25 protein-coding genes and 1 other RNA gene are annotated in these 25659 nt (G+C 52.8%); 15 read left to right on the top strand and 11 right to left on the bottom strand.

Annotated features, from left to right (window positions below; all coding sequences use genetic code 11):
* Window positions 1–95: 95 nt before the first annotated feature.
* From EPIR_RS14975 to idnO, 3 genes are all read right to left on the bottom strand, one after another.
* Window positions 96–1574 carry a SulP family inorganic anion transporter gene (locus EPIR_RS14975; protein WP_023656318.1) on the bottom strand — a complete coding sequence of 493 codons (1479 nt, stop codon included), beginning with the start codon at window positions 1572–1574 and terminating at the stop codon, window positions 96–98.
* Window positions 1571–2197, bottom strand: coding sequence for a carbonic anhydrase (locus EPIR_RS14980; RefSeq protein WP_023656319.1), 627 nt, complete (start codon window positions 2195–2197; stop codon window positions 1571–1573). Before EPIR_RS14980 ends, EPIR_RS14975 begins: the two co-directional genes overlap by 4 nt.
* Window positions 2198–2810: 613 nt before the next feature.
* On the bottom strand, window positions 2811–3575 hold the full coding sequence (gene idnO, locus EPIR_RS14985; protein ID WP_023656321.1) for a gluconate 5-dehydrogenase: 765 nt from the start codon (window positions 3573–3575) through the stop codon (window positions 2811–2813).
* Window positions 3576–3956: 381 nt separating this feature from the next.
* Between idnO and EPIR_RS14990 the strand changes: the two genes are divergently transcribed.
* Window positions 3957–5966 carry an NADPH-dependent 2,4-dienoyl-CoA reductase gene (locus tag EPIR_RS14990; RefSeq protein WP_023656323.1) on the top strand — a complete coding sequence of 670 codons (2010 nt, stop codon included), beginning with the start codon at window positions 3957–3959 and terminating at the stop codon, window positions 5964–5966.
* 191 nt (window positions 5967–6157) lie between these two features.
* On the opposite strand, the gene rlmG is transcribed toward EPIR_RS14990, so the two are convergent.
* Window positions 6158–7285, bottom strand: coding sequence for a 23S rRNA (guanine(1835)-N(2))-methyltransferase RlmG (rlmG, locus tag EPIR_RS14995; RefSeq protein WP_023656325.1), 1128 nt, complete (start codon window positions 7283–7285; stop codon window positions 6158–6160).
* 82 nt (window positions 7286–7367) lie between these two features.
* Here rlmG and EPIR_RS15000 point away from each other — a divergent pair, with 82 nt between their 5' ends.
* Window positions 7368–7871, top strand: coding sequence for a M48 metallopeptidase family protein (locus EPIR_RS15000; RefSeq protein WP_023656326.1), 504 nt, complete (start codon window positions 7368–7370; stop codon window positions 7869–7871).
* Between the two features lie 54 nt (window positions 7872–7925).
* Here the strand turns inward: EPIR_RS15000 and EPIR_RS15005 are convergent, their stop codons facing one another.
* The 5 genes from EPIR_RS15005 to EPIR_RS15025 all read right to left on the bottom strand — a co-directional run bounded on the left by EPIR_RS15005 (window position 7926) and on the right by EPIR_RS15025 (window position 14705).
* Window positions 7926–9080, bottom strand: coding sequence for an MFS transporter (locus tag EPIR_RS15005; protein WP_084007865.1), 1155 nt, complete (start codon window positions 9078–9080; stop codon window positions 7926–7928).
* 44 nt (window positions 9081–9124) lie between these two features.
* Window positions 9125–9757, bottom strand: a complete 633-nt coding sequence (locus EPIR_RS15010) for an HAD family hydrolase (protein ID WP_023656328.1) — start codon at window positions 9755–9757, stop codon at window positions 9125–9127.
* A 4-nt stretch (window positions 9758–9761) separates the two neighbouring features.
* Window positions 9762–10823 (bottom strand): zinc-dependent alcohol dehydrogenase, encoded by a 1062-nt coding sequence (locus EPIR_RS15015; protein WP_023656329.1) that lies wholly within the window; start codon window positions 10821–10823, stop codon window positions 9762–9764.
* Window positions 10823–12067 carry a class-III pyridoxal-phosphate-dependent aminotransferase gene (locus tag EPIR_RS15020; protein WP_023656330.1) on the bottom strand — a complete coding sequence of 415 codons (1245 nt, stop codon included), beginning with the start codon at window positions 12065–12067 and terminating at the stop codon, window positions 10823–10825. The genes EPIR_RS15015 and EPIR_RS15020 overlap by 1 nt, the downstream gene beginning before the upstream one ends.
* Before the next feature lie 946 nt (window positions 12068–13013).
* The gene (locus EPIR_RS15025; RefSeq protein ID WP_023656332.1) at window positions 13014–14705 is read right to left on the bottom strand and encodes a chloride channel protein; all 1692 of its coding nucleotides are present in this window, start codon (window positions 14703–14705) and stop codon (window positions 13014–13016) included.
* 336 nt (window positions 14706–15041) lie between these two features.
* On the opposite strand from EPIR_RS15025, the gene EPIR_RS15030 reads away from it, so the two are divergent.
* From EPIR_RS15030 to EPIR_RS18935, 11 genes are all read left to right on the top strand, one after another.
* On the top strand, window positions 15042–16022 hold the full coding sequence (locus tag EPIR_RS15030) for a TerC family protein (RefSeq protein WP_023656333.1): 981 nt from the start codon (window positions 15042–15044) through the stop codon (window positions 16020–16022).
* 238 nt (window positions 16023–16260) lie between these two features.
* Window positions 16261–17493, top strand: coding sequence for a serine/threonine transporter SstT (sstT, locus tag EPIR_RS15035; RefSeq protein WP_023656335.1), 1233 nt, complete (start codon window positions 16261–16263; stop codon window positions 17491–17493).
* 590 nt (window positions 17494–18083) lie between these two features.
* On the top strand, window positions 18084–18758 hold the full coding sequence (locus tag EPIR_RS15040; RefSeq protein WP_023656336.1) for a DedA family protein: 675 nt from the start codon (window positions 18084–18086) through the stop codon (window positions 18756–18758).
* Entirely contained in the window at window positions 18755–19147 is a 393-nt protein-coding gene (gene mzrA / locus EPIR_RS15045; protein ID WP_023656337.1) for an EnvZ/OmpR regulon moderator MzrA, read from the top strand. The genes EPIR_RS15040 and mzrA overlap by 4 nt, the downstream gene beginning before the upstream one ends.
* A 167-nt stretch (window positions 19148–19314) precedes the next feature.
* Complete coding sequence (locus tag EPIR_RS15050; protein ID WP_048697914.1) at window positions 19315–19689, top strand: DUF1090 domain-containing protein; 375 nt, start codon at window positions 19315–19317, stop codon at window positions 19687–19689.
* A 44-nt stretch (window positions 19690–19733) separates the two neighbouring features.
* On the top strand, window positions 19734–20039 hold the full coding sequence (locus tag EPIR_RS15055) for an ElaB/YgaM/YqjD family protein (RefSeq protein ID WP_023656339.1): 306 nt from the start codon (window positions 19734–19736) through the stop codon (window positions 20037–20039).
* Window position 20040: 1 nt separating this feature from the next.
* The gene (locus EPIR_RS15060; protein ID WP_023656340.1) at window positions 20041–20433 is read left to right on the top strand and encodes a phage holin family protein; all 393 of its coding nucleotides are present in this window, start codon (window positions 20041–20043) and stop codon (window positions 20431–20433) included.
* Window positions 20433–20714, top strand: coding sequence for a YqjK-like family protein (locus EPIR_RS15065; protein WP_023656341.1), 282 nt, complete (start codon window positions 20433–20435; stop codon window positions 20712–20714). Before EPIR_RS15060 ends, EPIR_RS15065 begins: the two co-directional genes overlap by 1 nt.
* A gap of 209 nt (window positions 20715–20923) precedes the next feature.
* Window positions 20924–21316, top strand: a complete 393-nt coding sequence (locus tag EPIR_RS15070; protein WP_023656342.1) for a DoxX family protein — start codon at window positions 20924–20926, stop codon at window positions 21314–21316.
* A 179-nt stretch (window positions 21317–21495) separates the two neighbouring features.
* Window positions 21496–22500: a glutathione S-transferase family protein gene (locus EPIR_RS15075; protein ID WP_023656343.1), complete on the top strand. Its 1005-nt coding sequence runs from the start codon at window positions 21496–21498 to the stop codon at window positions 22498–22500.
* 152 nt (window positions 22501–22652) lie between these two features.
* Window positions 22653–22793, top strand: a complete 141-nt coding sequence (locus tag EPIR_RS18935; protein ID WP_023656344.1) for a hypothetical protein — start codon at window positions 22653–22655, stop codon at window positions 22791–22793.
* 19 nt (window positions 22794–22812) lie between these two features.
* Here EPIR_RS18935 and EPIR_RS15080 read toward each other — a convergent pair whose 3' ends face one another.
* Window positions 22813–23715 carry a LysR family transcriptional regulator gene (locus EPIR_RS15080; RefSeq protein WP_048697830.1) on the bottom strand — a complete coding sequence of 301 codons (903 nt, stop codon included), beginning with the start codon at window positions 23713–23715 and terminating at the stop codon, window positions 22813–22815.
* Window positions 23716–23839: 124 nt separating this feature from the next.
* On the opposite strand from EPIR_RS15080, the gene EPIR_RS15085 reads away from it, so the two are divergent.
* Window positions 23840–24544 (top strand): pirin family protein, encoded by a 705-nt coding sequence (locus tag EPIR_RS15085; RefSeq protein ID WP_023656346.1) that lies wholly within the window; start codon window positions 23840–23842, stop codon window positions 24542–24544.
* Between the two features lie 223 nt (window positions 24545–24767).
* Window positions 24768–25007, top strand: coding sequence for a hypothetical protein (locus EPIR_RS15090; RefSeq protein ID WP_023656347.1), 240 nt, complete (start codon window positions 24768–24770; stop codon window positions 25005–25007).
* Window positions 25008–25279: 272 nt separating this feature from the next.
* On the opposite strand, the gene rnpB is transcribed toward EPIR_RS15090, so the two are convergent.
* Window positions 25280–25659: RNase P RNA component class A (gene rnpB, locus EPIR_RS17870), an RNA gene on the bottom strand.

The raw sequence follows: 25659 nt of genomic DNA on the forward strand, positions 1-25659 counted from the left end.
TGCCATTCTCTCAGTCACAAAGCTTTCCATAATATACCCAAAATAATCGAGCTGGCAGAAATAAGGCCACGCAGCGGTGGCCTTGTTTCATTCACTTACGCCAGTTTGACCGGCCAGTGATTCAGCTGGATGCCCCGCTTTTCCGCCTCTGCGCCAAACTCCTGTAGTACCGTAGTCACATCCGGGTCGAGGTATTCCGCATTATCGTGGTCAACGATCACCACGCAGTTTTCCGGGATCTGCGCCAGCAGATTTTTCAAACGCGGGTTATGCATGAAGTTCAGATTTTGCTGGAAGCGCAGAACGTAATGATCGTCATAACGCGTCAGCATCATCGCATTACGCTGGCTTCGCCAGGTGCTGAACAAGATCTGTGTGATAAAACCAATCGCAATCCCTGCCAGCATACCGAAGATCAAGATGCCGCCGATGGTAGCAAGGAACGGCACCGACTGCTGTGCGCCCTGACGAATTTGCGAGACAAAAAGACCCGGTGAGGCCAGTTTATAGCCGGTATATAACAGCACGGCGGCAAGGCTGGCGAGTGGAATCGCATTCAGCAAGCCGCTGAACCACAGTCCGCAAATCAGCAACAACGCACCGTGGATCAGAATCGACAGTTTGCTCTGGGCCCCCGCGCCGACGTTAACCGAACTGCGCACGATCACTGCGGTAATCGGCAGCCCGCCGAGGAAGCCGCACAGCGTATTGCCGATCCCCTGGGCGCGCAGCTCTTTATCCGGCGAGGGTGCTGGATGCTGCATGCGTATCTTCTGTAACGCCTCCTGACTGAGCAAGGTTTCCAGACTGGCGACCAGGGCCAGCGTGGCGGCCACCATATATACCGCCGGGTTTTGCCAGGCCATCCAGTCCGGGCGCTGTAACTCACCGGTCAACGACGCCAGACTGTCAAACGCTGGCAACGAGATGCGCGGAAGGTTGCCCGCTAATTCCGGAAACAGACGCCCGCCGAAAACTGTCGCAACACAGCCAAGTAGCACCGCCATCAGCGGGCCAGGCATCCAGCCCAGCCAGCGGTTTTTTTTCACCGTCGTCGTCGTCCACAGCCAAAGAACTAACAGCCCCCCCAGGGCGACCCCCATCGCGGGTAAGGAGACGTTGAGTGCGCTGCCGGTCAGTAACGAGGCCAGATCGTTTTCACCCGCCGCACCAAGTGCTACCGGGATCTGCTGGATAATCAGCAGGATACCAATAGCCGCCAGCATCCCTTTGATCACACTTCCCGGCACCAGGCTGATAAAGCGCCCGGCACGTATCACGCCCAGCAAAAATTGCAGCGCGCCAGCAACGATCAGCGCCAGAAGTAGCGCGGAGAATGAGCCTAGCGTCTCTATCGCGCCGGTAACAATGGTGACCAGCCCAGCAGCCGGCCCACTGACCGCAAACCTTGAAGGACTGAAAGTCGTCACCACCAGACCGCCGATCACCCCGGTCAGCAGCCCAACGAACGGCGGCAAACCGCTCGCCTGGGCAATCCCAAGACAGAGCGGCAGGGCCACCAGAAATACCACTAAACCAGCGGGGATATCCCGGCGTAAGGTTTGCAGATTCATGTGCTGCCCTCTTCTGATTGTTGCTGAATAAGCTCTTTAAGATGGCCGCTGTGCAGATCGTAAACGCAGCCAAACACATCGAGATCGGCACCTTTACGCCATGCGTTAACCACCGGCACGGTTTTCACCAGCTGGCTAAACTGCGCCAGCACATTGGCTTCAACAAGGCGATTAAGACGAGCCACATCGTCCTCTTGCGCATCAGGCGCAGCCAGATCGGCGGACAACGCTTCACGCAACAGGGTGATGCGCCTTGCCAGCGCAGAATTCTCATCATTTAGTGGGATATCCGGTAAGGTCAGTGCCGCCTGCACGCCGCCGCAACCGTAGTGCCCGCAAAGGACAATGCGTGAAACCTGTAAATATTCGATGGCATACTGCAAAACGCTCATAAAGTTATCGTCATTGCTTACCACCATATTGGCGATATTTCGATGGACGAAGAGTTCACCTGGGTGAGCACCCGTCAGAACTTCCGCCGGCACTCTGCTATCGGAGCAACCAATCCATAATGAATGTGGCTGCTGCCCGTCTACATTTTGCCGGAAATATTGCGGGTCACGCTGCTGTCGCTGCAATGCCCAACTGCGATTTTTCGCTAACAGGGGTTTGAGTGTCCTCAAAATATCATCTCTCTTCCGGAAACAGTTGCTTAGATCACTGAGAAATAAGTTTTAACATCTTAGTGAATAAAAAGTGATTAAGAATACTCTTAAGTTTAAGAGGTATATTTTTTTGAAAAAAATTAACTCATTTTTCAGGGGAGGGGATCACTCCTTTTTTTCTTCGACTAAGCCAGACTCTTTTGGGTGTAACGCAAGAGAAGAAAAGACATTAAAGGCTTGTATTTCATGGAATTACAATCTTATTACCGTCTTGATATTTATTCAAAGGCATTTTTTTGAAACTAAAAAAATATTTTTTAAGGTTTATAAAATCCCGCTTTTAATCTTATTAATTTCATTCTTTGAAAAAATCATTTGCTGCAAAACGCAATTAATTAGTTATCTGTGTTATCAGATAGCGTCAATTATTTAGGATTTATTTAAATAGATTTACATTGATTGATGGAACTGAAAAATATATCCCCCGGTTTTGCTTTACCCCGGTCAAATTTTTTAGCTTTCAGCGTCTCACTCATAACATGCCTGAACAGACTTTAATCAAGCGACAACGGCGGATTTTTATCATGCAGGGGACATCCATTCCCCTGCAACCATCAGCATAGCCGCTTAGCTATACGGCTACGCGCATACCACCGTCAACAAACAGTAAGTGGCCGTTGACAAAATCGGAGGCTTTGGCGGCAAGAAACACGGCGGCCCCAATCAGCTCCTGCGGATCGCCCCAGCGCGCCGCCGGGGTGCGCTGGCATAGCCAGGCCGTAAAGGCTTCATCGTCGGCCAGCGCCTGGGTCATTTCGGTTTTAAAATAGCCAGGAGCAATACCGTTAACCTGAATATTGTGGCGCGCCAGCTCGACGCACATCCCACGCGTCAGCATGGTCACCGCACCTTTTGATGCCGCGTAGGGGGTGATGGTCTCGCGCCCCAGCTCGCTCTGCATTGAGCCAATATTGATAATCTTGCCTCGTCTGCGCGTCACCATTTGCCGCGCCACCGCCTGCGACACCAGGAATACACCCGTCTGATTCACCGCTATCACCTCGTTCCAGTCCTGTTCAGGAAACTCCAAAAACGGGCGACGTCGCTGGATACCGGCGTTATTCACCAATACGTCAATCGGGCCGATTTCCAGCTCAATTTTCTCTATGGCGGCGTCGATCTCATTGGATTGAGTGACGTTAAACGCTACGGCATGCGCTTTGAATCCCTGCTGTTGCAGCTGCGCAGCGGCCGCATCAGCCCCCTGCGGGGTGGTCGCATTCACGATCACTTCGGCCCCGGCCTCGGCCAGTCCTTTTGCTATCAGAAACCCAATGCCACGGCCAGAGCCGGTAATCAGTACCCGTTTGTTGTCGAGTGAGAAAAGAGAGTTCATGGTTATCCTTTAAAAGGTCAGTGGATTGCACTCAGGCTACTTATCTTTTGTTGGCGACACATTGTCTTGCCGCTTTGGCACTCCTGACCTGCTGGAAGTCATATCCACCCGCTCTTTATCGCTGATGGTGCAGAGTGACATGATGATAATCATTGTAGATCTCTGGCCAGATAACGTTTTATTGCGCCTGGTAACCTGATGTTTCAGCAGGAAAAGGGTGGGCCAGATCGCTAAAATGAATGTTATGGGCAACGTGAGGCCGATGCGCTTTCTCGATTGCCTCAATCAGTGGCGTTCATCACAAAGCGCTTAACTCACCTTTCACCCGGCTGATTTGCCCGCTACAGTAGAACTCATCCGACCACTTTGGGATCATCGACCATGAGCGTGTCACTGTTTGCTCCACTGGATCTGGGGTTTACCCAGCTTAAAAACCGTTTTCTGATGGGATCGATGCATACCGGTCTGGAAGAGCACCCGGATGGCCCGGCGCGGCTGGCAGCATTTTATGCGGAGCGCGCGCGCGCCGGGGTCGCTCTGATCGTTACCGGCGGGATTGCGCCTGCGGCGGAAGGCGTTGTCAGCGCGGGAGCATCGGTGCTGAATGCCGCTTCACAGCTCCCGCAGCACCGCCAGGTGACCGATGCGGTGCACCAGGCGGGAGGGAAAATCGCGCTACAGATCCTGCATGCCGGGCGCTACAGTTATCAGCCCACGCTGGTGGCCCCATCCGCATCACAGGCTCCCATCAACCCTTTTCGCCCGCGAGAGCTAAGCCACACGGACATTTTGCGCCTGATCGATGATTACGCACGCTGCGCTGCGCTGGCGCAGCAGGCTGGCTACGATGGCGTGGAGATTATGGGTTCTGAAGGTTATCTGATTAACCAGTTTCTCGCGGCGCATACCAATCAGCGTCGCGATGCGTGGGGCGGTGATGAGATACGCCGCCAGCGTTTTGCACTGGAGATCCTTAAAGCGGTGCGCGCTGCTACCGGGCCGGCGTTTATTATTATCTTCCGCCTGTCAATGCTCGACCTGGTGGCACAGGGCAGCACGCTGGATCAGAATATTCGTCTCGCCAAAGCGCTGGAGCAGCAGGGTGTCACGCTGATCAATACGGGTATCGGCTGGCATGAGGCGCGTATCCCAACGATTGCCACCTCGGTGCCGCGTGCCGCTTTTGCCTGGGTGACGCAGCTCCTCCGGCAGCACGTCAGCATCCCGTTGATTACCACCAACCGTATTAACCATCCTGACGTTGCCCAGGCGCTGCTGGACGAAGGCTGCGCCGATATGGTGTCGATGGCGCGTCCATTCCTCGCCGACGCCGAGTTCGTGCTGAAAGCCAGTCAGGGGCGTAGCGACGAAATTAATACCTGTATCGGCTGTAATCAGGCCTGTCTCGATCGCATTTTCGTCGGTGAACTGACCTCATGCCTGGTCAATCCACGCGCCTGCCACGAAACGGAACTTGTCAGCCGCCCTGCCCGTCAGTTAAAAAATCTGGCGGTGGTCGGAGCGGGGCCTGCCGGACTGGCGTTTGCCGTGAATGCCGCCGCACGCGGACATGCGGTGACGCTGTTTGATGCTCACGCGGAAATCGGCGGCCAGTTCAACATCGCCCGGCAAATTCCCGGCAAAGAGGAGTTCAGCGAAACGTTGCGCTACTTCCGCCGCCAGCTGGAGCTGCATCGCGTCACCCTGCGGCTTAACCACCGGGTCAGTGCACAGGATATGATCGGGTTTGATGAGGTGGTGCTGGCGACCGGGATCGTGCCACGCACGCCCGCTATTCCCGGTATCGATCACCCTTCGGTACTCAGTTATCTTGACGTCATTCGCGATAAAAAACCGGTGGGCAAGCGCGTGGCGATTATTGGTGCCGGTGGGATTGGCTTTGACACGGCAGAATACCTGGCGGTCAGCGGCACCTCGCCCAGCATGGATATCAGCCGCTTTTGCCAGGAATGGGGCATCGATCGCACTTTGAAGCAGCCCGGTGGGCTTCTGCCCGCGCTGCCTCCTGCGTGCGCGCGGCAGATCTGGCTGTTACAGCGTAAAGCGGGCAAACCCGGTGCCGGACTGGCGAAAACCACCGGATGGATCCACCGCGCCAGCCTGCAAATGCATGGTGTGCAGATGTGGGGCGGCGTACAGTATCAGCGCATTGACGATGATGGCCTGCATATTGTGCACAATGGTGAGGTGCAACGGCTGGCGGTCGATAACGTGGTGATCTGCGCCGGGCAGGATACGCAGCGGGAGCTTGAAAAGGATCTGCGGGCTTACCCTCCGCCGCTTCATATCATCGGCGGTGCCGACGTCGCCGCCGAACTGGACGCACGGCGAGCGATTGCGCAGGGAACCCGACTGGGACTGGCGATCTGACGTTGTGCCGGATGAAAAATCCGCGTACTGATACCCTAAAAAGTCTGGCGGCGTCTGGTGCGATCTGCCGCTATTGGCTACCCGCCCGCACAGATCGCGCAGGCGAGCTATCGTCGTAACCGCCATTTTCATCACGGCTATCAGCCGCGATGAAAATGGATTAAAAGGCTCGCCGCTCCCCGTCTGCCTGATTAGGGCATTTTCACCGAGCGCAGTACCACAAACTTCTGATGAGTCGCCACGGTGGTGCAGTTGCCGAACAGCTTCTTCATTTTGTGGTAATAGTCGAGATGGCGGTTGCCGACGATACGCAGCTCGCCTCCGTATTGCAGGCAGCGGCGGGCATCGCGGAACATTTGCCAGGCAATATGATCGGTAACGGCATTCTGCTGATGGAACGGCGGGTTACACAGCACCGCGTGCAGGCGATCCGACGGATAACCGGCCAGCGCGTTGTTCACCCGGAACTCACAGCGTGCCAGGTCATCCGGGCAATTCAGCTCGACGTTCATGCGGCTGGAAGCGACCGCCATATAAGACTCATCAAGGAAGTGTACCTGCGCCAGCGGATTCTGTTGCAGGGCCATCAGGCCAATCACGCCATTCCCACAGCCGAGATCGACGATTTCGCCATTGATGTCGTCCGGCAGATGCTGCATAAAGAAACGTGCGCCGATATCCAGCCCCCCACGAGCAAACACGTTAGCGTGATTGTGGATCTGCCAGGGCGTACCGTCCAGCGGCCAACGGCTGATCACTTCGCTCTCTGACAACTCGGGATGAGTGAAAGTGCCATATATCAGACGCGCCTTTTTCCACGCCAGCGATGTGGTGGTCGGGCCGAGCACTTTTTCAAACAGTTGCAGCGTTGAGGTGTGGATCTCTTTCGCCTTACCGGCCGCAACGATCTGCGTTTCGGGCGTGATCACCGCACGCAGCGCACGCAGCTGCTGTTCAAGCAGCGCGAGCGTTTTTGGCACTTTTATCAGCACCCGCGCCGGAGCCGCTGGCAGTGGGGCGAGGCTGTCAAGTAGCTGCACGTCGCCTTCATCGAGCTGATTCAGCGCCAGGTTCTGCCGGGTAGCCTGCTGGTTCAGCCAGGAGTCGCTGATGCTCCAGACGTCCTCCCCCGCCAGCGCACAGGCCAGCGCGCCGAAAGTGTCATTAAAGATCAGCGTCGGGCCGTCGACCGGCGCATCACCCAGGTGGTTGAGCAGATATTCGTCGGCCGCATCCCACGCCTGCAACGGGCTTTCTTCGCGCATTTGGGGAAAGCGATGCAGCGTCAGCATACGGTTGCTCAGTTCAAGTTGGCTCATGGGATCACCTTAGTGGTAAAATTCCCGCGTTTTATCCCCTAAAACGGGCGTACAGTAAACGTTTTTCTTCACCGGAGTCAGTATGTCGTCGCTTATTTACCTGCAAGGTTATCCCGAATCGCTCCTGTCACAGGTGCGCACGCTGATTGAACAGCAGCGGCTGGCGAAGGTGATAGACCAGCGCTACCCCACCGCGCACGGCATTACCAGCGACAAGGCACTCTACGACTACGCGCTGGATATCAAGAATCAGGCACTGCGCAATGCGCCACCGCTCAATAAGGTCATTTACGACAGCAAAATTAAAGTGATGAAGCACGCGCTGGGGCTGCATACCGCGATATCTCGCGTTCAGGGAAGTAAGCTGAAGGCCAAAGCGGAGATCCGCGTCGCCACCATCTTCAAGCAGGCCCCGGAGGCGTTTCTGCGCATGATCGTGGTCCATGAGCTGGCGCATATTAAAGAGAAGGATCACAACAAGGCGTTTTACCAGCTGTGCTGCCATATGGAACCGCAATATCATCAGCTGGAGTTTGATACCCGCCTGTGGCTGACCGCTCAGGCGCTGGAGGGGCGTGCAGGTTGATCAACAAGGGATCGTTAGCCTGCCTGACACAGGCTAACGTTCTGCCTGTCACTACTACGACGTTAATCTGACCCGGTGTGAAATCATCAGCAGAATGATCGAGAGCAGAGTCACAAAAATAAATGCGCCGATCAGGGTGGTGAAATGAGCAACGAATCCAATGATTGCCGGGCCCATTAATATCCCTGAATAGCCGAGAGAAGAAACCGCAGCAACCGCTAATGCATCGGGCATCTCTTTTTGCAGCCCTGAAGCGGTAAACAGCATCGGAGCAATATTCGCAACGCCCAGGCCAATCAGCAGAAATGCCAAAGCGGTGATAAACAAGGCTTGGCTGGTGATAAGCACGATAAATCCTGATGTGGCCAGCATCGCGCTAGCCATAAAGATCCTTTTAGCGCCGAATCTTGCAATCGCCCTGTCACCTAGCAGGCGTCCCAAAGTCATGGTGATAGCGAAAAGCGTGTAGCCCAGACCGGCCTGACGCACATCAACGTTATGCTGGCTGGTAAGCAGGATGCCGCTCCAGTCCAACATTGAGCCCTCCATCACATAGGCTATGCAACACAACAGCCCCAGTAATAGGACGGTTCCCTTTGGCCACACGAAAAAAGGCGTGTCGCGGCGTTCCGCTTCATCCATCATCCCGGGCCAGGTCAGTAGCATGATAAATCCCAGTAGCGCGATGACCATCATCACCACCTTGAGCGGTGGGATCTCCCAGGACAGCAGCAGGCTGACCGCCGCCGCACCGGCAATGCCTCCCAGGCTGAAAAGTGCATGGAACCCCGACATGATCGGTTTTTGAGCATATTTTTCAGTGATCACCGCATGAATACTGACCACCACATCCATCGCACCGATACCTGCACCAAATAGAAACAGCGCCAGCGCCAGCGAAACCACACTGTTTAATGTCACTAATGCCGGCAGCGTTGCTAACACCAGCAGCAGCGCCAACGTAAAAATGCGGCGACAGCCGAAGCGGGCGGCCAACATGCCGGATAAAGGCATCATTAATAGCGATCCAAAACCAAAAGCTAACAGGATAGCGCCCATCATGCCGTTATCCAGCTGTAGGCGCTCTTTGGTTAATGGGATCAGCGGAGCCCAACTGGCAAGGCTGAAACCGGCCATAAAAAACGCTTTGCGCGTGGCGGCGATGGGTTTATTGATAAGGGAAATAGCTTCTTTGTCAGTCACAAATATATCCTTACACACCACATGGTTAAATGGGGGAACGGTCAGGGTAGTCAGTATAGTTGAGCGAACTCAGCGATGTCGCCCAGTGTGTCAATGACCGCTGTAGCATGTAGATATTGCTGCTGGTCAGAGAGCGCATGGGGCCATGCATAAATCTTCGCAATACCCGCCTGATAAGCAGCAGATATACCCAGGTCAGTGTCTTCAATCACCACTGTTGTCTTCGCATCGGCATTAAGCCTGTCCAGCATCGCCAGATAGGGATCGGGGAACGGCTTGGTGCGCGCAATATCGTCTCCTCCTGTCAGCTGAACTGGCCTGTTCAGCTTAACCAGCGCCAGGTTAGCCAGGCATATATGTCGTGGTGCAGTTGAAACAAAGCCAAAAGCGATGCCCTGCCGTTGCAGCTTATTAATCAGGTCGCTCACGCCAGGGCGCAACACGTCAGGGGTGAGCAACGCTTTATAGGTATCGACCACCCGAGCAATAATAGCGGGCTGCGAGGAAGCATCTATACCGATAAAGCTGAGCGTTTCCTCAAGGCTGAGCCCTATAAGCTGCTGCGGCGTATAAGGCTGTACCTGTTCAGGTATCAGCGTTTCCAGCACGGCAAAGTGCAGCTTTTCACTATCGACAATCACACCGTCGATATCAAAAATGACGGTCAAATCAGTCATGCTCATGCCATTAATCCATGTTACCCAGGCGAATCAACACCTTACAATTTTCTTCCTCCAGCGGGGCCATTGTCTTGTTGGCAATGTCGCAGCCAACCAGGCGGAAAGCATCCTGATAATCGGCAAAGTCGATTTCATGGCTTATCAGACGATCGGCCGGAATAAGCTCGTCACGGATCAGGGTATAGGCTCGTTCAAAGCTATTGTTAAGAGAATCGATCGAACCGATAACTGACAGACTTTTATCGGCAATTTTCAGTACGTCCAGGGTGGCGTGTTTATCCTTTAACGCCACGTTCAACAATTTACCGCCGGGAGCAAGATGCGCAAAAATCAGTTCGGTCAGCTGGCCCGTGGTGTCCACCACCAGGTCAATCTGGCTGTCACGAGAACCGTACTCCTGTTCGAGAGCCTGCTCAAAATCGTCATAGATGCGTGTTGCAGGCGGTAGATTGTTGCGCGCGAACTGATAGCGATGGGGATTCTTTTCCACCATAAACGCCTCAACGCCACGCTGATGCAGGACCCACACATAGAGCATCCCCATTGGCCCGGCACCGGTGACGGCCGCCCGAATATTCGTATGGGTGATGGCCAGTTTATCCACGCCGGTAATTGTGCAGCTTAGCGGTTCGGTAAGCGTCGCCGCCTGCATGCTGACATGATCATCCAGCTTGCGTAAAAAGGCCTCCTTAGCGCGATATTGACCGGCGAAAGCCCCATCATAAGAAACGCCGGCTTCAGTGCCCATTTTCATTTCACAATGGTTGGGGTTACCCGTCTGGCACATACGACATTGCTGACAGGAGTAAGTCGGATTCACCACCACCCTGTCACCCGGTGTAAACCGGGTAACGCTTTCGCCCACGCTGGCCACTACGCCGCTGGTTTCATGCCCGAGGGTGATACCCGTCAGTGCCACGGGATAGTGACCGCTAATAATGCCTACGTCAGTACCACAAATGCCACATACGGCGATATCGACAACCACATCATCAGGTGCACAACACGTCAGCCCAGGGATTTCGGCAATTTCAACCTTCCAGGGTTGAATATACTTTAGTGCCTGCATTATGCGACCTCAGATTGGAAAAAAGGGGATTGCTGCATGTCGCTAAATGTGGCATCCAGCTTGGAGAGAATTTCTTGCAAATGTTCCCGGGTGGAAATCAGAGGAGGACGAACTTTTAGCGCTTTACTTTTTCCGTATCGAGCGCCACGAATAATCAGCCCATGTTTTTCCGCAATATGAATGGCTTCAGCCGCATATTCCATACTGGGAGTATCAAAGCCATACATAAAGCCCACGCCGCGAACGCCGCTAATTTCTGGATACTTCCTTTGCAGAGATAACAGTCCATCGCGTAAAAACCGTTCGCCATTGACGACATTATCAAGAATACCTTCTTCTTCGATAATGTTGATCGTTTCGTTTATGGCGATAAGTGATAATGGATTAGCCCCGGCGGTACTGGAATGTTCAAATGACTCGAGCACGTCTAACTCTTTCCGCATCAGCACACCGCCGGTTGGAATACCTATTCCGCCTGCCCCCTTGGCAAACACGATAATATCGGGGTTAAGTGCCCTGGCATAGCCGCTGGACGCAAAGAAAGTACCGGTTCTGCCAAAGCCAGTCTGCACTTCGTCAGCGATAAGTACGATACCTTTTTTACTACAGAAATCGCGTAGATTACGATAATACGCTTCAGAGAGAACAATATTCCCGCCATTACCCAGTATCGGTTCAACGATCAGGCAAGCAATATTTTCATTAGAGCCACATTGATAAATATCTTCTATATCGGGATAATTTTCATGCGGGTGTGAATCTTCAGCAGCCGACATAACGCTTGCCGGAACGGGAATTTTTAAGGATCCCTCAATGTTTACGTGAAAGTGTTTGAGACGAAATGCATTACCCGAAATCTGGGCGGTCGCCAGAGACTGCCCGTGATGAGCGAGAAAAAGCGACATAACCCCAGAGCGTTTCGTGTACTTCTGCGCCATACGGATCGCACACTCAACGGCTCCAGAGCCGGTAACATCGCGCATCCAGATCCGATCAATATTTTCAGGCGTGTGTTTTATCAGTTTTTCAAGTATGCACTGTGACATGGCGCCCGTATGGACAGAGCTCAAGTGAGCACAGCGGTCGATTTGTGCTTTGAGCTTACTGGCTATCCTGTCATTGGTATAACCAAGCTGCAGGTTGAATGTACCTGAAGCTGCGTCAATATATCTGACGCCATCAATATGTAAATAAACACCATCGCCGACATAGCGAGACATAAGTCTTTCAAAATTATCAGTCATTACATTCCCTTTTTATATATTACCTTATCGGTAAATTCCTGGGTGCAAACTCATTTTTGAGAGATTGCTGGGATGAAAATGATAAATTCATCAAACATCCTGTTCTCTCTTACTGGATCTCTTTAATACCGAGAGCAAGAAATCCCTTAGCCTATTGCATAGAGATATTGGCATAGCCTAACTGGTAAAATAAAACAAATAACATCAAGGCAACTCCTGAAAGGAATTAGCCTGATCCAGGCGGAGTCAGTGATCATTTCGATTTTTTAATTTTTTTTGACCAAGATCAATTAGTGCACATTCCAACCTGCACACAAAAAAAAGAAAAATAGAGATACTTTTCAAATAAAAATCACACATCCAACCCTTCTTATAAGGAAATAACTCAAAAAAAATAATGCCGCTCGGGAAAAAAAGATATATCTAATAGCTATATTTGATATTGATAAATATTATTTAAATAATACTATCACCAAATCAAAACTATCGTCAATACTGATAATAAACACTGTTTAGTTTCATACTAAACTACTACTCAACTAATTATTTTCACTTTGACTAATTAAATAGTCTATGTGGAAACATGCCGCTGTTTTTAAACAAAAAAAATTAAAACCAATTTGATTTTATGACTATCAGAATCAGTATTCCAATTATTATTCTAACGTTGTTCGATTAATTTTTATGGATGAAATTAAGATTTAGCGTCCTTCACTTTCTTATAATGCGAATGATAATAATTCAGCAACAGCTGGACACCTCTCCTTTCGCAAGCTGAATATGCGTGACTTTTCGTTTGAGTGAGCAGAAGAAACCCGAATTTTTTCGCAGCCAGCACGGGTAATGAAAAAGCGCAGTAGCATCAACGCTAAACAGCCCCAATACGACGAACGGCGTGGCAGGGATCTCCGACATCGCTTTCACTTTCGGGGTAATCAATACGCCATCAGATAAAATCCCGCGCCTGCTGGATAAGGCTGGTTTTGGTGAGCGCACCGAGATACTTTTTTTCCTCGGCATTATTCAGCACCGGCAGACGTTCCAGCGTCACCTGTGCGAATGCCTCCCATCCTTCTCTGATCGTCTGATGGGCATAAATAGTGGGGAAATCGCAGTCCATGACGCAGCTAACCGGGGACGTCAAGGTGATCTCCTTATCCAGTATCTTGTGCGAGATATCGTGAATGGATACAGCACCCAGAAACTGCCCCTGGTCGCTTGTCACGTAAACAAAGCGCTCGCGTTTGAGCGAACTGACCGCCAGCGCTTTGCCCACCGAATCCTGGGGCGTCAGCGCCGCGCCGGCAACAATAAACTGTGAAATGACACCGTTATCAAAATCGAACTTGGCATCCGAACGGCTGAAATGGTCGCCAACCACCGCATAAGTGCTGCTGGAATGCAGGCGATAAACCACCATTGAGGCCAGTACGCTGGCGATCATCGCCGGAAACAGCAGGCTGCTATTCAGCGTCATCTCCAGCACCATTAGCATAGCCATCAACGGAGCCTGACTGACTGAAGCCAGCAGTGCGCCCATGCCGATCGCTGCAAACACGGCAACGTTATCCACCGGCAACCCTGCTTTCGCAGCCAGCAGCGCCACGGCGCTCCCCATCAACGCGCCGATTAATAACGCCGGGGTAAATAATCCGCCGACGGTACTGGAGCCAACGGAAATCGCCGTTGCCAACATTTTTAGCAACAGTAACGCTAACAGCATCGGCAGCAGGAAATCGCCTGCCATAATGCGCACGATGACCTCGTAGCCGTTACCAAGGATCTGGCTGCTGCCGATAGCCAGTCCGCCCACCAGCAAGCCACCAAGACCTAAGCGCAACGGCAGGCTGCGCAGGGGAGCAAACAGGCGCTTACTGTGATTTATCATCGCGATCATCGCCCAGCCCAGCAACCCTGCCAGTAGACCAATCGCGATAGTCAGTGCCATGCTTTCTGGTGCCAGTTCAAACTGGCCGTGCGAAAACGAATAGATAGCCGAGCCATGCCCGAGCGACCACATGGTCAGTACCGCCGTGCCGGAAGAGATAATCAGCGGGATCAGTCGCTGCATGGCTGAAATACCAAAGGCAATCTCCGCAACAAATATCGCGGAAGCCAGCGGTGCATGATAAACCGAAGAGAGGCCAGCGGCAGCGGCCATCGCCACCACGTCACTGTTTTTCAGCGCCAGGTTTTTAAACAGCCAGCGCCCCATCAGACTGCCGCTCAGCGCCGATAGCTGCACCATCGGCCCTTCCCGGCCGATGGATGCCCCACTGCTGATACTGGCAAGGGAAGACAGCCCACGGAACAGCGAAGTGCGGGTTGGCACCGCATCCAGCCGGGCGTTAATCACTTCGAGATAATCGCTGCGCAACGTCTGCTTTTGCTCAATCGCGGTAGCGTAGCGCAGGAAGAAACCCGCAATCAGGCCGCCGCAGCCCACAATCAGCGGCCAGCAGTACCAGGGATAAACCGACATCGCCCGGGTGATATCGGTCTGTCCACTGAATAGCAGGCCATCAATCCCTGCTATCGCCTCACGGAAGGCCAGCGTCACCAGCGAGGCCACCAGTCCAACCGGGATAGCCACCAAAATACGGGTCCAGTTTAATGCGTGCCTGCTGTGTAAGCTCATCGGATTCTCTCGGGACGATTTACTTTATCGTGCGAGAGGATAGCGCAAAAATCAAATTACGACGCCACACGGCATATCATCTGTAAATATGTCCAAATATGACTGAACAATATTGACCTTGAGTCTGTAGCGTCCTATCTTTGCTGTTAGCAAAGGGGAGTAACTTCTTCGTCAGTTAATCGTCAATACGACATCCACATGATGTCCGGTTACTGGGCAACCGATAAAAGGTTGTAAGTGAGACCTTGCCGGGAGGCGGGGTTTGCTTATAGCAGCGATAACAGAGTGGCTACCGTCTTCCGACGTTAGCCATTTTTATTTCGCACGGGATATTTTATGAATACTGTCGGTACACCGTTACTCTGGGGCAGCTTCGCTGTCGTTGTCGTGATTATGCTAGCGATTGACCTGCTGTTACAGGGGCGTCGCGGTGCGCACACCATGAGCATGAAACAGGCAGCAGCCTGGTCACTGGTATGGGTGACGCTCTCTCTGTTATTTAACGCCGCCTTCTGGTGGTATCTCACCGGCACCGTCGGGCGCGAAGTCGCCGATACCCAGGCACTCGCCTTCCTCACCGGTTACCTCATCGAAAAAGCGTTGGCGGTCGATAACGTGTTCGTCTGGCTGATGCTGTTCGGTTATTTTGCCGTGCCGGCAGCCTTGCAGCGCCGGGTATTGATCTACGGCGTACTGGGCGCAATTGTGCTGCGTACCATCATGATCTTTGCCGGAAGCTGGCTGGTTACCCAGTTCAGCTGGTTATTATATCTTTTTGGCGCGTTCCTGTTGTTTACCGGGATCAAAATGGCGCTGTCGAAAGAAGATGATAGCGCCATCGGCGATAAACCGCTGGTGCGCTGGCTACGCGGCCGGATGCGTATGACCGATAAAATTGAAGGCGAGCATTTCTTTGTGCGCCAGAACGGCCTGCTGTTCGCCACCCCGCTGCTGCTGGTGCTGATTATGGTTGAGCTAAGCGATGTGATCTTCGCGGTCGACAGTATTCCGGCGATCTTCGCCGTGACGACCGATCCGTTTATCGTGCTGACCTCGAATCTGTTCGCTATTCTTGGTCTACGTGCCATGTACTTCCTGTTAGCGAATGTGGCTGAGCGCTTCTCAATGCTGAAATACGGCCTGTCGGTGATTCTGGTGTTTATCGGGGTGAAAATGCTGATTGTCGATTTCTTCCATATTCCGATCGCGATATCACTCGGCATCGTCGGCGGTATTCTGGCGTTGACGCTTCTCATCAACGCTTGGGTCAACTACCGCCACGATCGCAGGCAAGCCCAGGCCAATACGACGCGTTAATCACTGCGGTTTCATATCAACAGCAGCACGGGCGGGCGAAATACAGGCCCGCCCCCTGTGTACTGACGGATCCGTGGCATTACCCTGCGATGAGGTGTTTTCTGCCGCTCCTTTTGTCACGTCACGCAATTTTCCCTTTCCCTGTCAACGCATTTCCTTATACTTCCCTGCGCAAACATCTCATGCAGCCGACATGTACTGGCAGCAGAACATCGATAACAACAGTGATTTTTAAATTATGAGTAAAGAAAAAAGTGGGCTGATACAGCGCCTTATGCAAGGAAGCCTGGTAACACAAATTATGGTTGGGCTGGTGGCCGGGATCGCTCTCGCCTGGTTATCAAAGAGTCATGCGCTGGCGGTAGGCCTGCTGGGTGAGCTCTTCGTCAACGCTCTGAAAGCGGTCGCGCCACTGCTGGTACTGGTACTGGTTATCTCGTCGATTGCCAATCATCAGCAGGGGCAAAAAACCAATATTCGCCCGATTGTCATGCTCTATCTGCTGAGCACCTTTTTTGCCGCCGTGGTGGCGGTGATCGCTAGCCATCTGCTGCCGCAGAACCTGACGTTGCAAAACGCCAGCAGCGAGATCGTGCCCCCATCCGGTATCCTCGAAGTCCTGCGCGGCCTGTTGATGAGCATGGTCACTAATCCGATTGAGGCGGTAATGAAAGCCAACTATATCGGTATTCTGGTCTGGGCAGTGGGATTGGGCTTCGCTTTTCGCCACAGCAGCGAAAGTACGCGTACCTTCCTTAACGACGCCTCCGATGCGATCACGCGCCTGGTGCGCCTTGTTATCCGCTTCGCACCTGTCGGCATTTTTGGCCTGGTCGCTTCCATTCTTGCCTCAACCGGCTTTGATGCGTTATGGCAATATGCCAGCCTGCTCGGCCTGCTGCTCGGCTGCATGCTGCTGATGGCGCTGGTATTTAACCCGCTGCTGGTATGGTGGCAGATCCGCCGCAACCCCTACCCGCTGGTATTTACCTGCCTGCGTGAAAGCGGGGTCACTGCCTTCTTTACCCGCAGCTCCGCTGCCAATATTCCGGTGAATATGGCGCTGGCGAAAAGGCTGGGCCTGGATGAAGATACCTATACGGTGTCAATACCGATCGGGGCCAATATCAGTATGGCCGGTGCGTCGATTACCATTACCGTGCTGACGCTGGCGGCGGTACATACTTTAGGCATCCAGATAGACACAGGTACTGCCATCCTGCTGAGTCTGGTGGCGTCTGTCTGTGCCTGTGGTGCGTCCGGCGTTGCGGGCGGTTCACTGCTGCTGATCCCGGTAGCCTGCAACATGTTCGGTATCCCAAATGAAATAGCGATGCAGGTGGTCGCGGTCGGCTTTATTATTGGCGTATTGCAGGATTCAGCCGAGACCGCGCTGAACTCTTCAGCGGATATTTTGTTTACCGCCGCAGCCTGTATGGCGGAAGATCGTAAACTGGAACAGAACGCCTGATTGTTCAATTTCCCGCGCGCAAAACACCCTTGAGAGTCAACGTGCTTCCCGGCTAACGGGAGGCACTTCACCACAGCGCAAGTCCCTGTCAAACCGTCGACATGCTGATAAACCGGGTGGCACTTCGCCACGACATGTCGACGTTATTCCCGCATTAAAGCGCCCGCTAATACGTTTGATTGCCACTATTCATGATAAGAAATCGTCGGTGAAAGTGGATATTTTTACTTAAAATACCAATCTCATCCTCAATTCCTAAAAAAATGGCTAAAATAAGCTATCTTCACTCTGTGTGATACTGCGGTGTGGTCAAAATAGGCCTAATTGTGTCAGCCTATGTAAAACTCCTTTCAGACAGCCTTTTTCAACGGTAAAACATCGTGGCTGATGTGTTTCCTGCTGTCTGGCTGCGCATTATTTTGTTACAGTTAGCATGCTTTTTTTACCCATTTGGCGTGAAAAAAAAAGATGTGCTTTTTACGCACCCTACATTTTATCCACCCTAAAACTTGTAAATTGCACCGATAAGACGATCAATTAAGTGTGTAAATTGCCATTAAACGGGTCAATGATGATGTTCAGGACGACTAATGGATATTTTTAAATCTCTTATGCAAGCCCTGTGGCAACAAGATTATGCTGCCCTCGCAGATCCCTCGCTGGTATGGGCGATCTACTTCGTTTTATTTATGATTTTGTTCCTGGAAAATGGTCTGCTGCCCGCCGCTTTTCTGCCGGGCGACAGTTTGCTGATTCTGGTCGGCGTGCTGATTGCTAAAGGCACGATGAACTTTACCCTGACCTTATTTATCCTGACGACTGCCGCCAGCCTCGGATGTTGGGTCAGTTATATTCAGGGAAGATGGCTGGGGAATACGGCCACGGTGCAAAAATGGTTGTCACACCTGCCTGAACATTATCATCAGCGGGCTCATCAGATGTTTCACCGCCACGGCCTTTCTGCGCTGCTGGTGGGCCGTTTTATCGCCTTTGTCCGCACGCTACTGCCGACTATCGCCGGGCTTTCCGGGCTGAGCAATGCGCGTTTTCAGTTTTTCAATTGGGCGAGCGCCTTTCTATGGGTGCTGATTCTGACCGTCATCGGCTTCGCGCTGGGTAAAACGCCCATTTTCCGCCAATATGAAGACCAGCTGATGTTCTGTCTGATGCTATTGCCGCTGGTGCTTCTGGTATTCGGGCTGTTTGGTTCACTGTATGTGTTGTGGCGCAAAAGGCAGTCCGACAATAAGAAAGAAAACTCATGATAACGGCTTTTATGAAAAAGCGTGCTCCACAGCGGCGTCTCACTCTGTGGCTGGCTCTGGCTGCCGTCGCATTATTGGGGCTGGCCATGATGCCAGCCCTGTTTCGCCACGAGAGCGCGCTGCAAATCCGCGCATCTCGTCAGGGAGCGTCCTTGCCAGACGGTTTTTATGTCTACCAGACATTAAGCGCACAGGGTATTCACATCAAGAGCATCACGCCAGAGCAAAACGCTTTGGTGATACGCTTTGAGTCTCTGGAGCAAAGTCACGCGGCAGAGAGAGTCCTGCGAGAGCTGCTGCCGCATGGTTTTGATATCGCACATCATCAAAACCAGGGGGCCACTGGCTGGATAAACCGCATCAGTATGAGAGCACAATCTATCGGCTAACGCTCCGCCCCTCCCCTGTTCGGCGGGGTTGTTGCTAAAAATCACTCCCTGTTTTGAGCTTTCTGCATTTTCTGTCTATGCTTTGTTGTGCATAAATGGTGAAACCCGGTATGAGGAATCAGATATCATTATCCACTGATATCACGCAAAGGAAGGTCATGATTTCGATGAAATTATCACACGTTATTTTCGGCGCAAGCCTGCTTTCTCTGGGTACATTGGCTCACGCTGGCACGCTTTGTCAGCAGAAAGAGCAGAACGTACAACATGAAATTGATATAGCCAAAAAGCATGATAACAAGCATCGTGTCATTGGTTTACAGCAGGCTTTGAACGAGATCCGTGCTAACTGTAACGATGATTTTCTGAGAAAATCTCATCAGGAAAAAATCAGTCAGCACGAGAAAAAAGTGTCTGAACGAGAACGTGAGTTGCAGCAGGAAAAAGCGAAAGGCGGCAACGGCAATAAAATCAAGAAACGCGAAAAGAAACTCGATGAAGCCCGAAACGAGCTGAAGGAAGTACAGGCTGCGCCATATTAAGGTCTCTGCCCGACATCACTAAAATAAAATTTGAGGAGTTTTCAATGTCTAAAGATATCACGTCAGAAAACCTGCGCGCTGAGCTGAAAAGCCTTGCGGATACTCTGGAAGAAGTGCTGAGTTCATCCAGCGAGAAATCCAAATCTGAGCTGGAAAAGCTGCGCAGCAAAGCGCAGAGCGCACTGAACGACACTCGCGCTCGTCTGGGCGACTCGGGTGAACGCATCGCGCAGACCACTCGTGAAGCGGCCGGCCGCGCTGACGTTTACGTGCGTGACAATCCCTGGACCAGCGTCGGTGTCGGTACGGCTGTTGGAGTGGTGTTGGGCGTGCTGCTGACGCGTCGCTAACATGGCCGATCAACCGCAAAGCCACGGCCCCGGCAAAGGGGTCATTAACATCGGGCAGCGCATCATTACAACGCTGGTCGGTATGGTGGAAACCCGTGTCCGACTAGTAGTCGTTGAGCTGGAAGCGGAAAAAGCTAACCTGCTTCAGATGCTGCTGATGGTAGGTCTGACCATGCTGTTTACCGCCTTCGGTCTAATGAGCCTGATGGTGCTGATTATCTGGGCTGTAGATGTTCAGTACCGTCTGATGGCGGTTGCCATTACTACCGGGGTACTTTTCGCACTGGCTCTGATCCTAGGTCTGTGGACGCTGGCAAAATCGCGGCGTTCGACTCTGTTAGGCGCCACCCGTAAGGAGCTGTCGGAAGATCGTAAGCTGCTGGAGGGTGACTAATGAGCCGTAAGCGTGAAGCGCGTAAAGCTGAACTGCTGCGACAAATTCAGCAACAGCGGTTGGATCTGAGCGCCGGGCGTAATGCCTGGCTGGACAGTACGGCACGCTACGATAACGGCTGGATGGCGCTGCTGAGCGCCAAACGCTGGCTGGCGCTGGGCGGCGGAGTAATGGCTATCTGGTCAATGCGCAATCCCCGCTTTATCACACGCTGGGCCAGGCGAGGGTTTGGTGCATGGAGCACCTGGCGCATGGTACGCAATTACCTGCCGCGTCGTTAATGCTTCCCTTTTCAGCCGCGCTCCCCGTGCGGCTGCATCCCCTGCAATTTTATTGAACAACATTGACAGATTATCTCGCTAACAATGTTTTTATAAGCAAACTATTATCTTCAACAACCAACGGCGCTGTGTGCTTAATCTGCTTCAGGTCGTGTCCGGGTTCGGTTGTGCCATCCGCATGACCATCCATATCTTGTTTGGGGATTATCATGAAAAAATTAGAAGATTTCGGTTTATTAGCAGCACGTATCCTGATGCCAATTCTGTTCATCTACGCAGGCTGGGGGAAAATCAGCGATTACGCCGGCACACAGCAATATATGGCCGCGATGGGCGTGCCGGGCTTCTTCCTGCCGCTGACCATTTTACTGGAGTTCGGCGGCGGTCTGGCCATCCTGTTCGGCTTCCTGACGCGCTTTACCGCATTGTTCATCGCAGCATTCACGCTGCTGACGGCATTTATCTTCCATACCGACTTCGCGCAGGGCGTTAACTCGCTGATGTTCATGAAGAACCTGTCGATTGCCGGTGGCTTCCTGCTTCTCGCCATTACTGGTGCTGGCGCGTTCAGTATCGACCGTCTGCTGGGTAAAAAAGGGTAAGTCCGCTACCCTGACCGCATCAGGGCGAGGATGATTAAATCCTCGCCCTTTTTACTATTTGTACCGGGTAGAGGCGTGGAGAAGAACCGCTTTCGGTCAGTCACCAGCCAGCAAAGACCGATAACAGGCACGGCTAAAACATCCGCAGTTTAAAATATGCTACATATTTTGGAGGAATGATGGGACAACTGATTGACGGCGTCTGGCATGACAACTGGTATGACACCGACTCGACGGGTGGGCGTTTTAAGCGTACGCAATCAGCCTTTCGTCACTGGGTTACCGCCGATGGTGAGGCGGGGCCAAGCGGCAAGGCGGGATTTCGTGCCGAGGCCGGGCGTTATCATTTATATGTTTCCCTGGCCTGCCCGTGGGCGCACCGTACGTTGATCATGCGCCAGCTGAAAGGGCTGGAGAACCTGATAAGCGTATCGGTTGTTCATCCGCTGATGCTGGAAAACGGCTGGACCTTTGCTGAAGATTTCCCTGCTGCCACCGGCGACAGCCTGTATCAGAACGAATATCTTTACCAACTCTATCTGCACGCAGACCCGCACTATACCGGCCGAGTTACCGTCCCGGTACTGTGGGATAAGCAGCAGCACACCATTGTCAGTAATGAATCTGCCGATATCATCCGCATGTTTAACAGCGCCTTCGACGGCGTGGGCGCTCGCGCTGGGGATTACTATCCGCCCGAGCTGCGGGCGGAGATTGATGAGCTAAACGGTTGGATCTACGACAGTGTGAATAACGGGGTCTATAAATCGGGCTTCGCCACCAGCCAGGGCGCATATGACGAGGCGGTAACCGCGTTATTTACCTCGCTTGAACGGCTGGAAGCCCTGCTGGGACAGCAGCGCTATCTGACAGGTGACCGACTTAGCGAAGCGGATATCCGTCTGTGGACAACGCTGGTGCGGTTCGATCCGGTGTACGTCACTCACTTCAAGTGCGATCGCCATCGCATCAGCGATTATCTCAATCTGAACGCTTATCTGCGCGACCTTTATCAAACCGCAGAGCTGGCCACGACGGTGAATATCGACCATATCCGCCATCACTACTATTGCAGCCATAAAACCATTAACCCCAGCGGGGTCATTTCACTCGGCCCGGCCTGCCACTGGGATGAACCTCACGGGCGCGACAGGCGCTTTGCCCAATCCTCCGATCCTCTCTGAAGAGGGACATCTTTTAGCATCCGGGGCTATTTTTTACGCGCCCCGGTTTCTCTTCACCCTTTTTTGATCTGGCACAAACTCCCACCCTTCGCATCTACGTATCTTTACTGACGTAGATAGCCAATACGAATAACCTTCCGGGGAGTAAAGCCATGATCAAAACCATTACCGTTTGTCTCGCCGCCGTGATGTTGTGCTATATCGCGTTTGTCGGCCATTACTACTATCAGACATTCTCAACCTTCTCGAACCCCGGAACGACTCACCAGGCCGCTGGAAATCCTCTTCCGTAGTCTTTAGCACTGCTATGGATTAATTCTGGCGTCGGGCCAGCAGTTTAGGGATCTCTCGCAGGCACCAGGCCTTAGCCTCTCCCATGCTGTCGCGCCGCCACGCCATAATAATATCAACCTCAAGCTTATATTCCGGGCTGACTACACGTAAGCGCCCCTCGGCAACGTCTTTCTCAACCATCGTATAGGGCATGGTTCCGACGCCTAACCCCGCCAACAAGGCACGGTGCTTATCTTCGATTGTGCTGACCGTCAGACGTTGCTGCTTGTCGAGGAGCGTCACCGTTAATACCGGTCGCTCGCGCGCGGTATCCGCGACGGCGATGCCACGATATTTCACGCGTGTCGTTTCCGACAGCGGTTCCGGTTCCTGATGAATGGGGTGATCCGGGCTGGCGACATAGACGCTCATCTGGGTAAAAAGTTTACGGGTATTGATCTCCGACGAGGCACGGAAGTGCATATCCGGGGCGATAACAATATCCGCACGCCCCTGCTCCAGTCTCTCCCACGCACCGGCCAGTACCTCTTTCACCAGTGAGAGTTGGGTATTCGCCTTAACGGCCAATTTTTCTACCAGTGGATAGAGCCTTTCGGTGGAGACCAGCGCTTCAGTGGCGATGGTGAGATGGGTTTCCCAACCGCGTGCCAGCGCTTCGGCGTCGGTGGTGAGCTTATCTGCCGCTTCCAGCAGGACGCGGCCGCGCTCAAGCAGCATGCGTCCAACGTTAGTAAATTTTGTGCGGTGACCGGAGCGGTCGAATAGCACCACATCCAGCTCCTCCTCCAGTTTTTGCATGGTATAACTGAGCGCGGAAGGTACTCTGCCGAGTTCATCTGCCGCCGCCGCGAAGCTGCCGCGACGATCGATAGCATCCATAACGCGCAGCGCTTCCAGCGTCAGAGCACGATCTTTAGCCATAGTCATTCTCTGTCAGGAAATTTGAATATAGCCAGCAGATTAACTGGCTAACAATCCGGCGTCCAGAAACTTACCATGTCAGAATACTAAACGGCTGGCACCGCCGCCCCGTAAGGAGAAACGCATGATTGACTGTCGAACCGCTCAGCAGTGTGGCAAAGCGGACTACGGCTGGCTACAGGGGCGCTATACCTTCTCCTTCGGCCACTATTTTGATCCCGAACTCCTGGGTTATGCGTCATTACGCGTACTGAATCAGGAAGTCCTGGCACCTGGCGGCGCTTTGCAGCCGCGAACTTACCCGAAGGTCGACGTGCTCAACCTGATTTTACAGGGCACGGCAGAGTATCGCGACAGCGAAGGCCACCACGTGCAGGCGCAGGCTGGTGAAGTCTTATTGCTGGCTACGCAACCCGGCGTCAGCTATTCCGAGCATAACATCAGCAAAGAGCACAGCCTGACACGCATGCAGCTCTGGCTGGATGCCTGCCCGCATCAGGAAAATGCGCGGGTACAACGGCTGAAGTTAGCCGATTGCCAGCGCTACCGCCTGATTGCCTCGCCTGATGGCAGTGACGACAGCCTGCAACTTCGCCAGCAGGTGTGGATACATCAGGTGATTTTGCAACCGGGTGAGGAATACCGTCTGCCGCTAAACGGACCGCGTGCTTACCTGCAATCCATTCATGGCGCTCTGACGGTTATCCCGCTGTCGCAACAGCAGACTATCCTTAGCTGCGGCGATGGCGCGTTTCTGCGTGATGAGCCGAATATCACCCTGGTGGCAACATCGCCGCTGCGCGTATTGGTGATTGATCTGCCGGTGTGACGCCCTATTTCCCTTGCGGCCGCAGTGTGGCAACCTTAAAACATTAGAGATATTTTATTTTAAAATCATGAATTAAGATGCCCTGCCGATGCCACTACCGGCGCTCCCACCCCTTCTAAACCACGTAAAAAGGAATAAAAAGGGTTGATATGGGTTATAAAAAAATCGATATTAAGAGCACGGCAGCACAATTTTGCGCTGAGAAAACAGAAGGGAAACTGATATGCCTAAGGCAGATAATGTGTTTGTAAACACCAGCGACGAACAATCTTATGAATTAGAAGATTGGCTCTATCGCAATGGTTTTTCCAAAAAGCAAGAAAACGTTGATGCGTTAAAAAAAATCATCAATACAAAGATAAAAAAAGGGATTACCGCGAAAAACATCACTTGGGATGAACTTAATGATGCACTGGAAAGCGATCCGAAGTGGTTTGAGTCGCTCGTGGCGATTGGCAAATAATCGGCTCTGCACAAGCGGTTGTCACCAGACGGGTTCCGCTCGATTAGCGAGCCGCCGCCTTCTCTTTATGGAAAGCGTCGTGGACAGTCATTCATCTTGCCGTTCTGCCTGCAAAAAACAAAACCCCGCCAAAGCGGGGTTTTGTTTTGAATGGTGTGAAGCTGACCGGTAAGCCGCCTTCTCTTCATGGAAAGTGTCGTGGACAGTCATTCCTCTGTTTGTTCTGCCTGCAAAAAACAAAACCCCGCCGAAGCGGGGTTTTGTTTTGAATGGTGTGAAGCTGACCGGTAAGCCGGGTTCTGTCGTGGACAGTCATTCATCTAGGCCAGCAATCGCTCACTGGCTCAAGCAGCCTACCCGGGTTCAGTACGGGCCGTACCTGGTGAACCCCTATTTGGCCTTGCTCCGGGTGGAGTTTACCGTGCCACGAACTGTTGCCAGCCGCGCGGTGCGCTCTTACCGCACCCTTTCACCCTTACCTGATCCCACTTGCGTAGGCCATCGGCGGTTTGCTCTCTGTTGCACTGGTCGTGGGCTTGCGCCCCCCAGGCGTTACCTGGCACCCTGCCCTATGGAGCCCGGACTTTCCTCCCCTTTGTCTGTCTCCCCCGAAGGAGGACGGCAACAAAGCGGCGACTGTCTGGTCAGCTTC

It is taken from the genome of Erwinia piriflorinigrans CFBP 5888 (genome assembly GCF_001050515.1).
GTDB classification, from domain to species: domain Bacteria; phylum Pseudomonadota; class Gammaproteobacteria; order Enterobacterales; family Enterobacteriaceae; genus Erwinia; species Erwinia piriflorinigrans.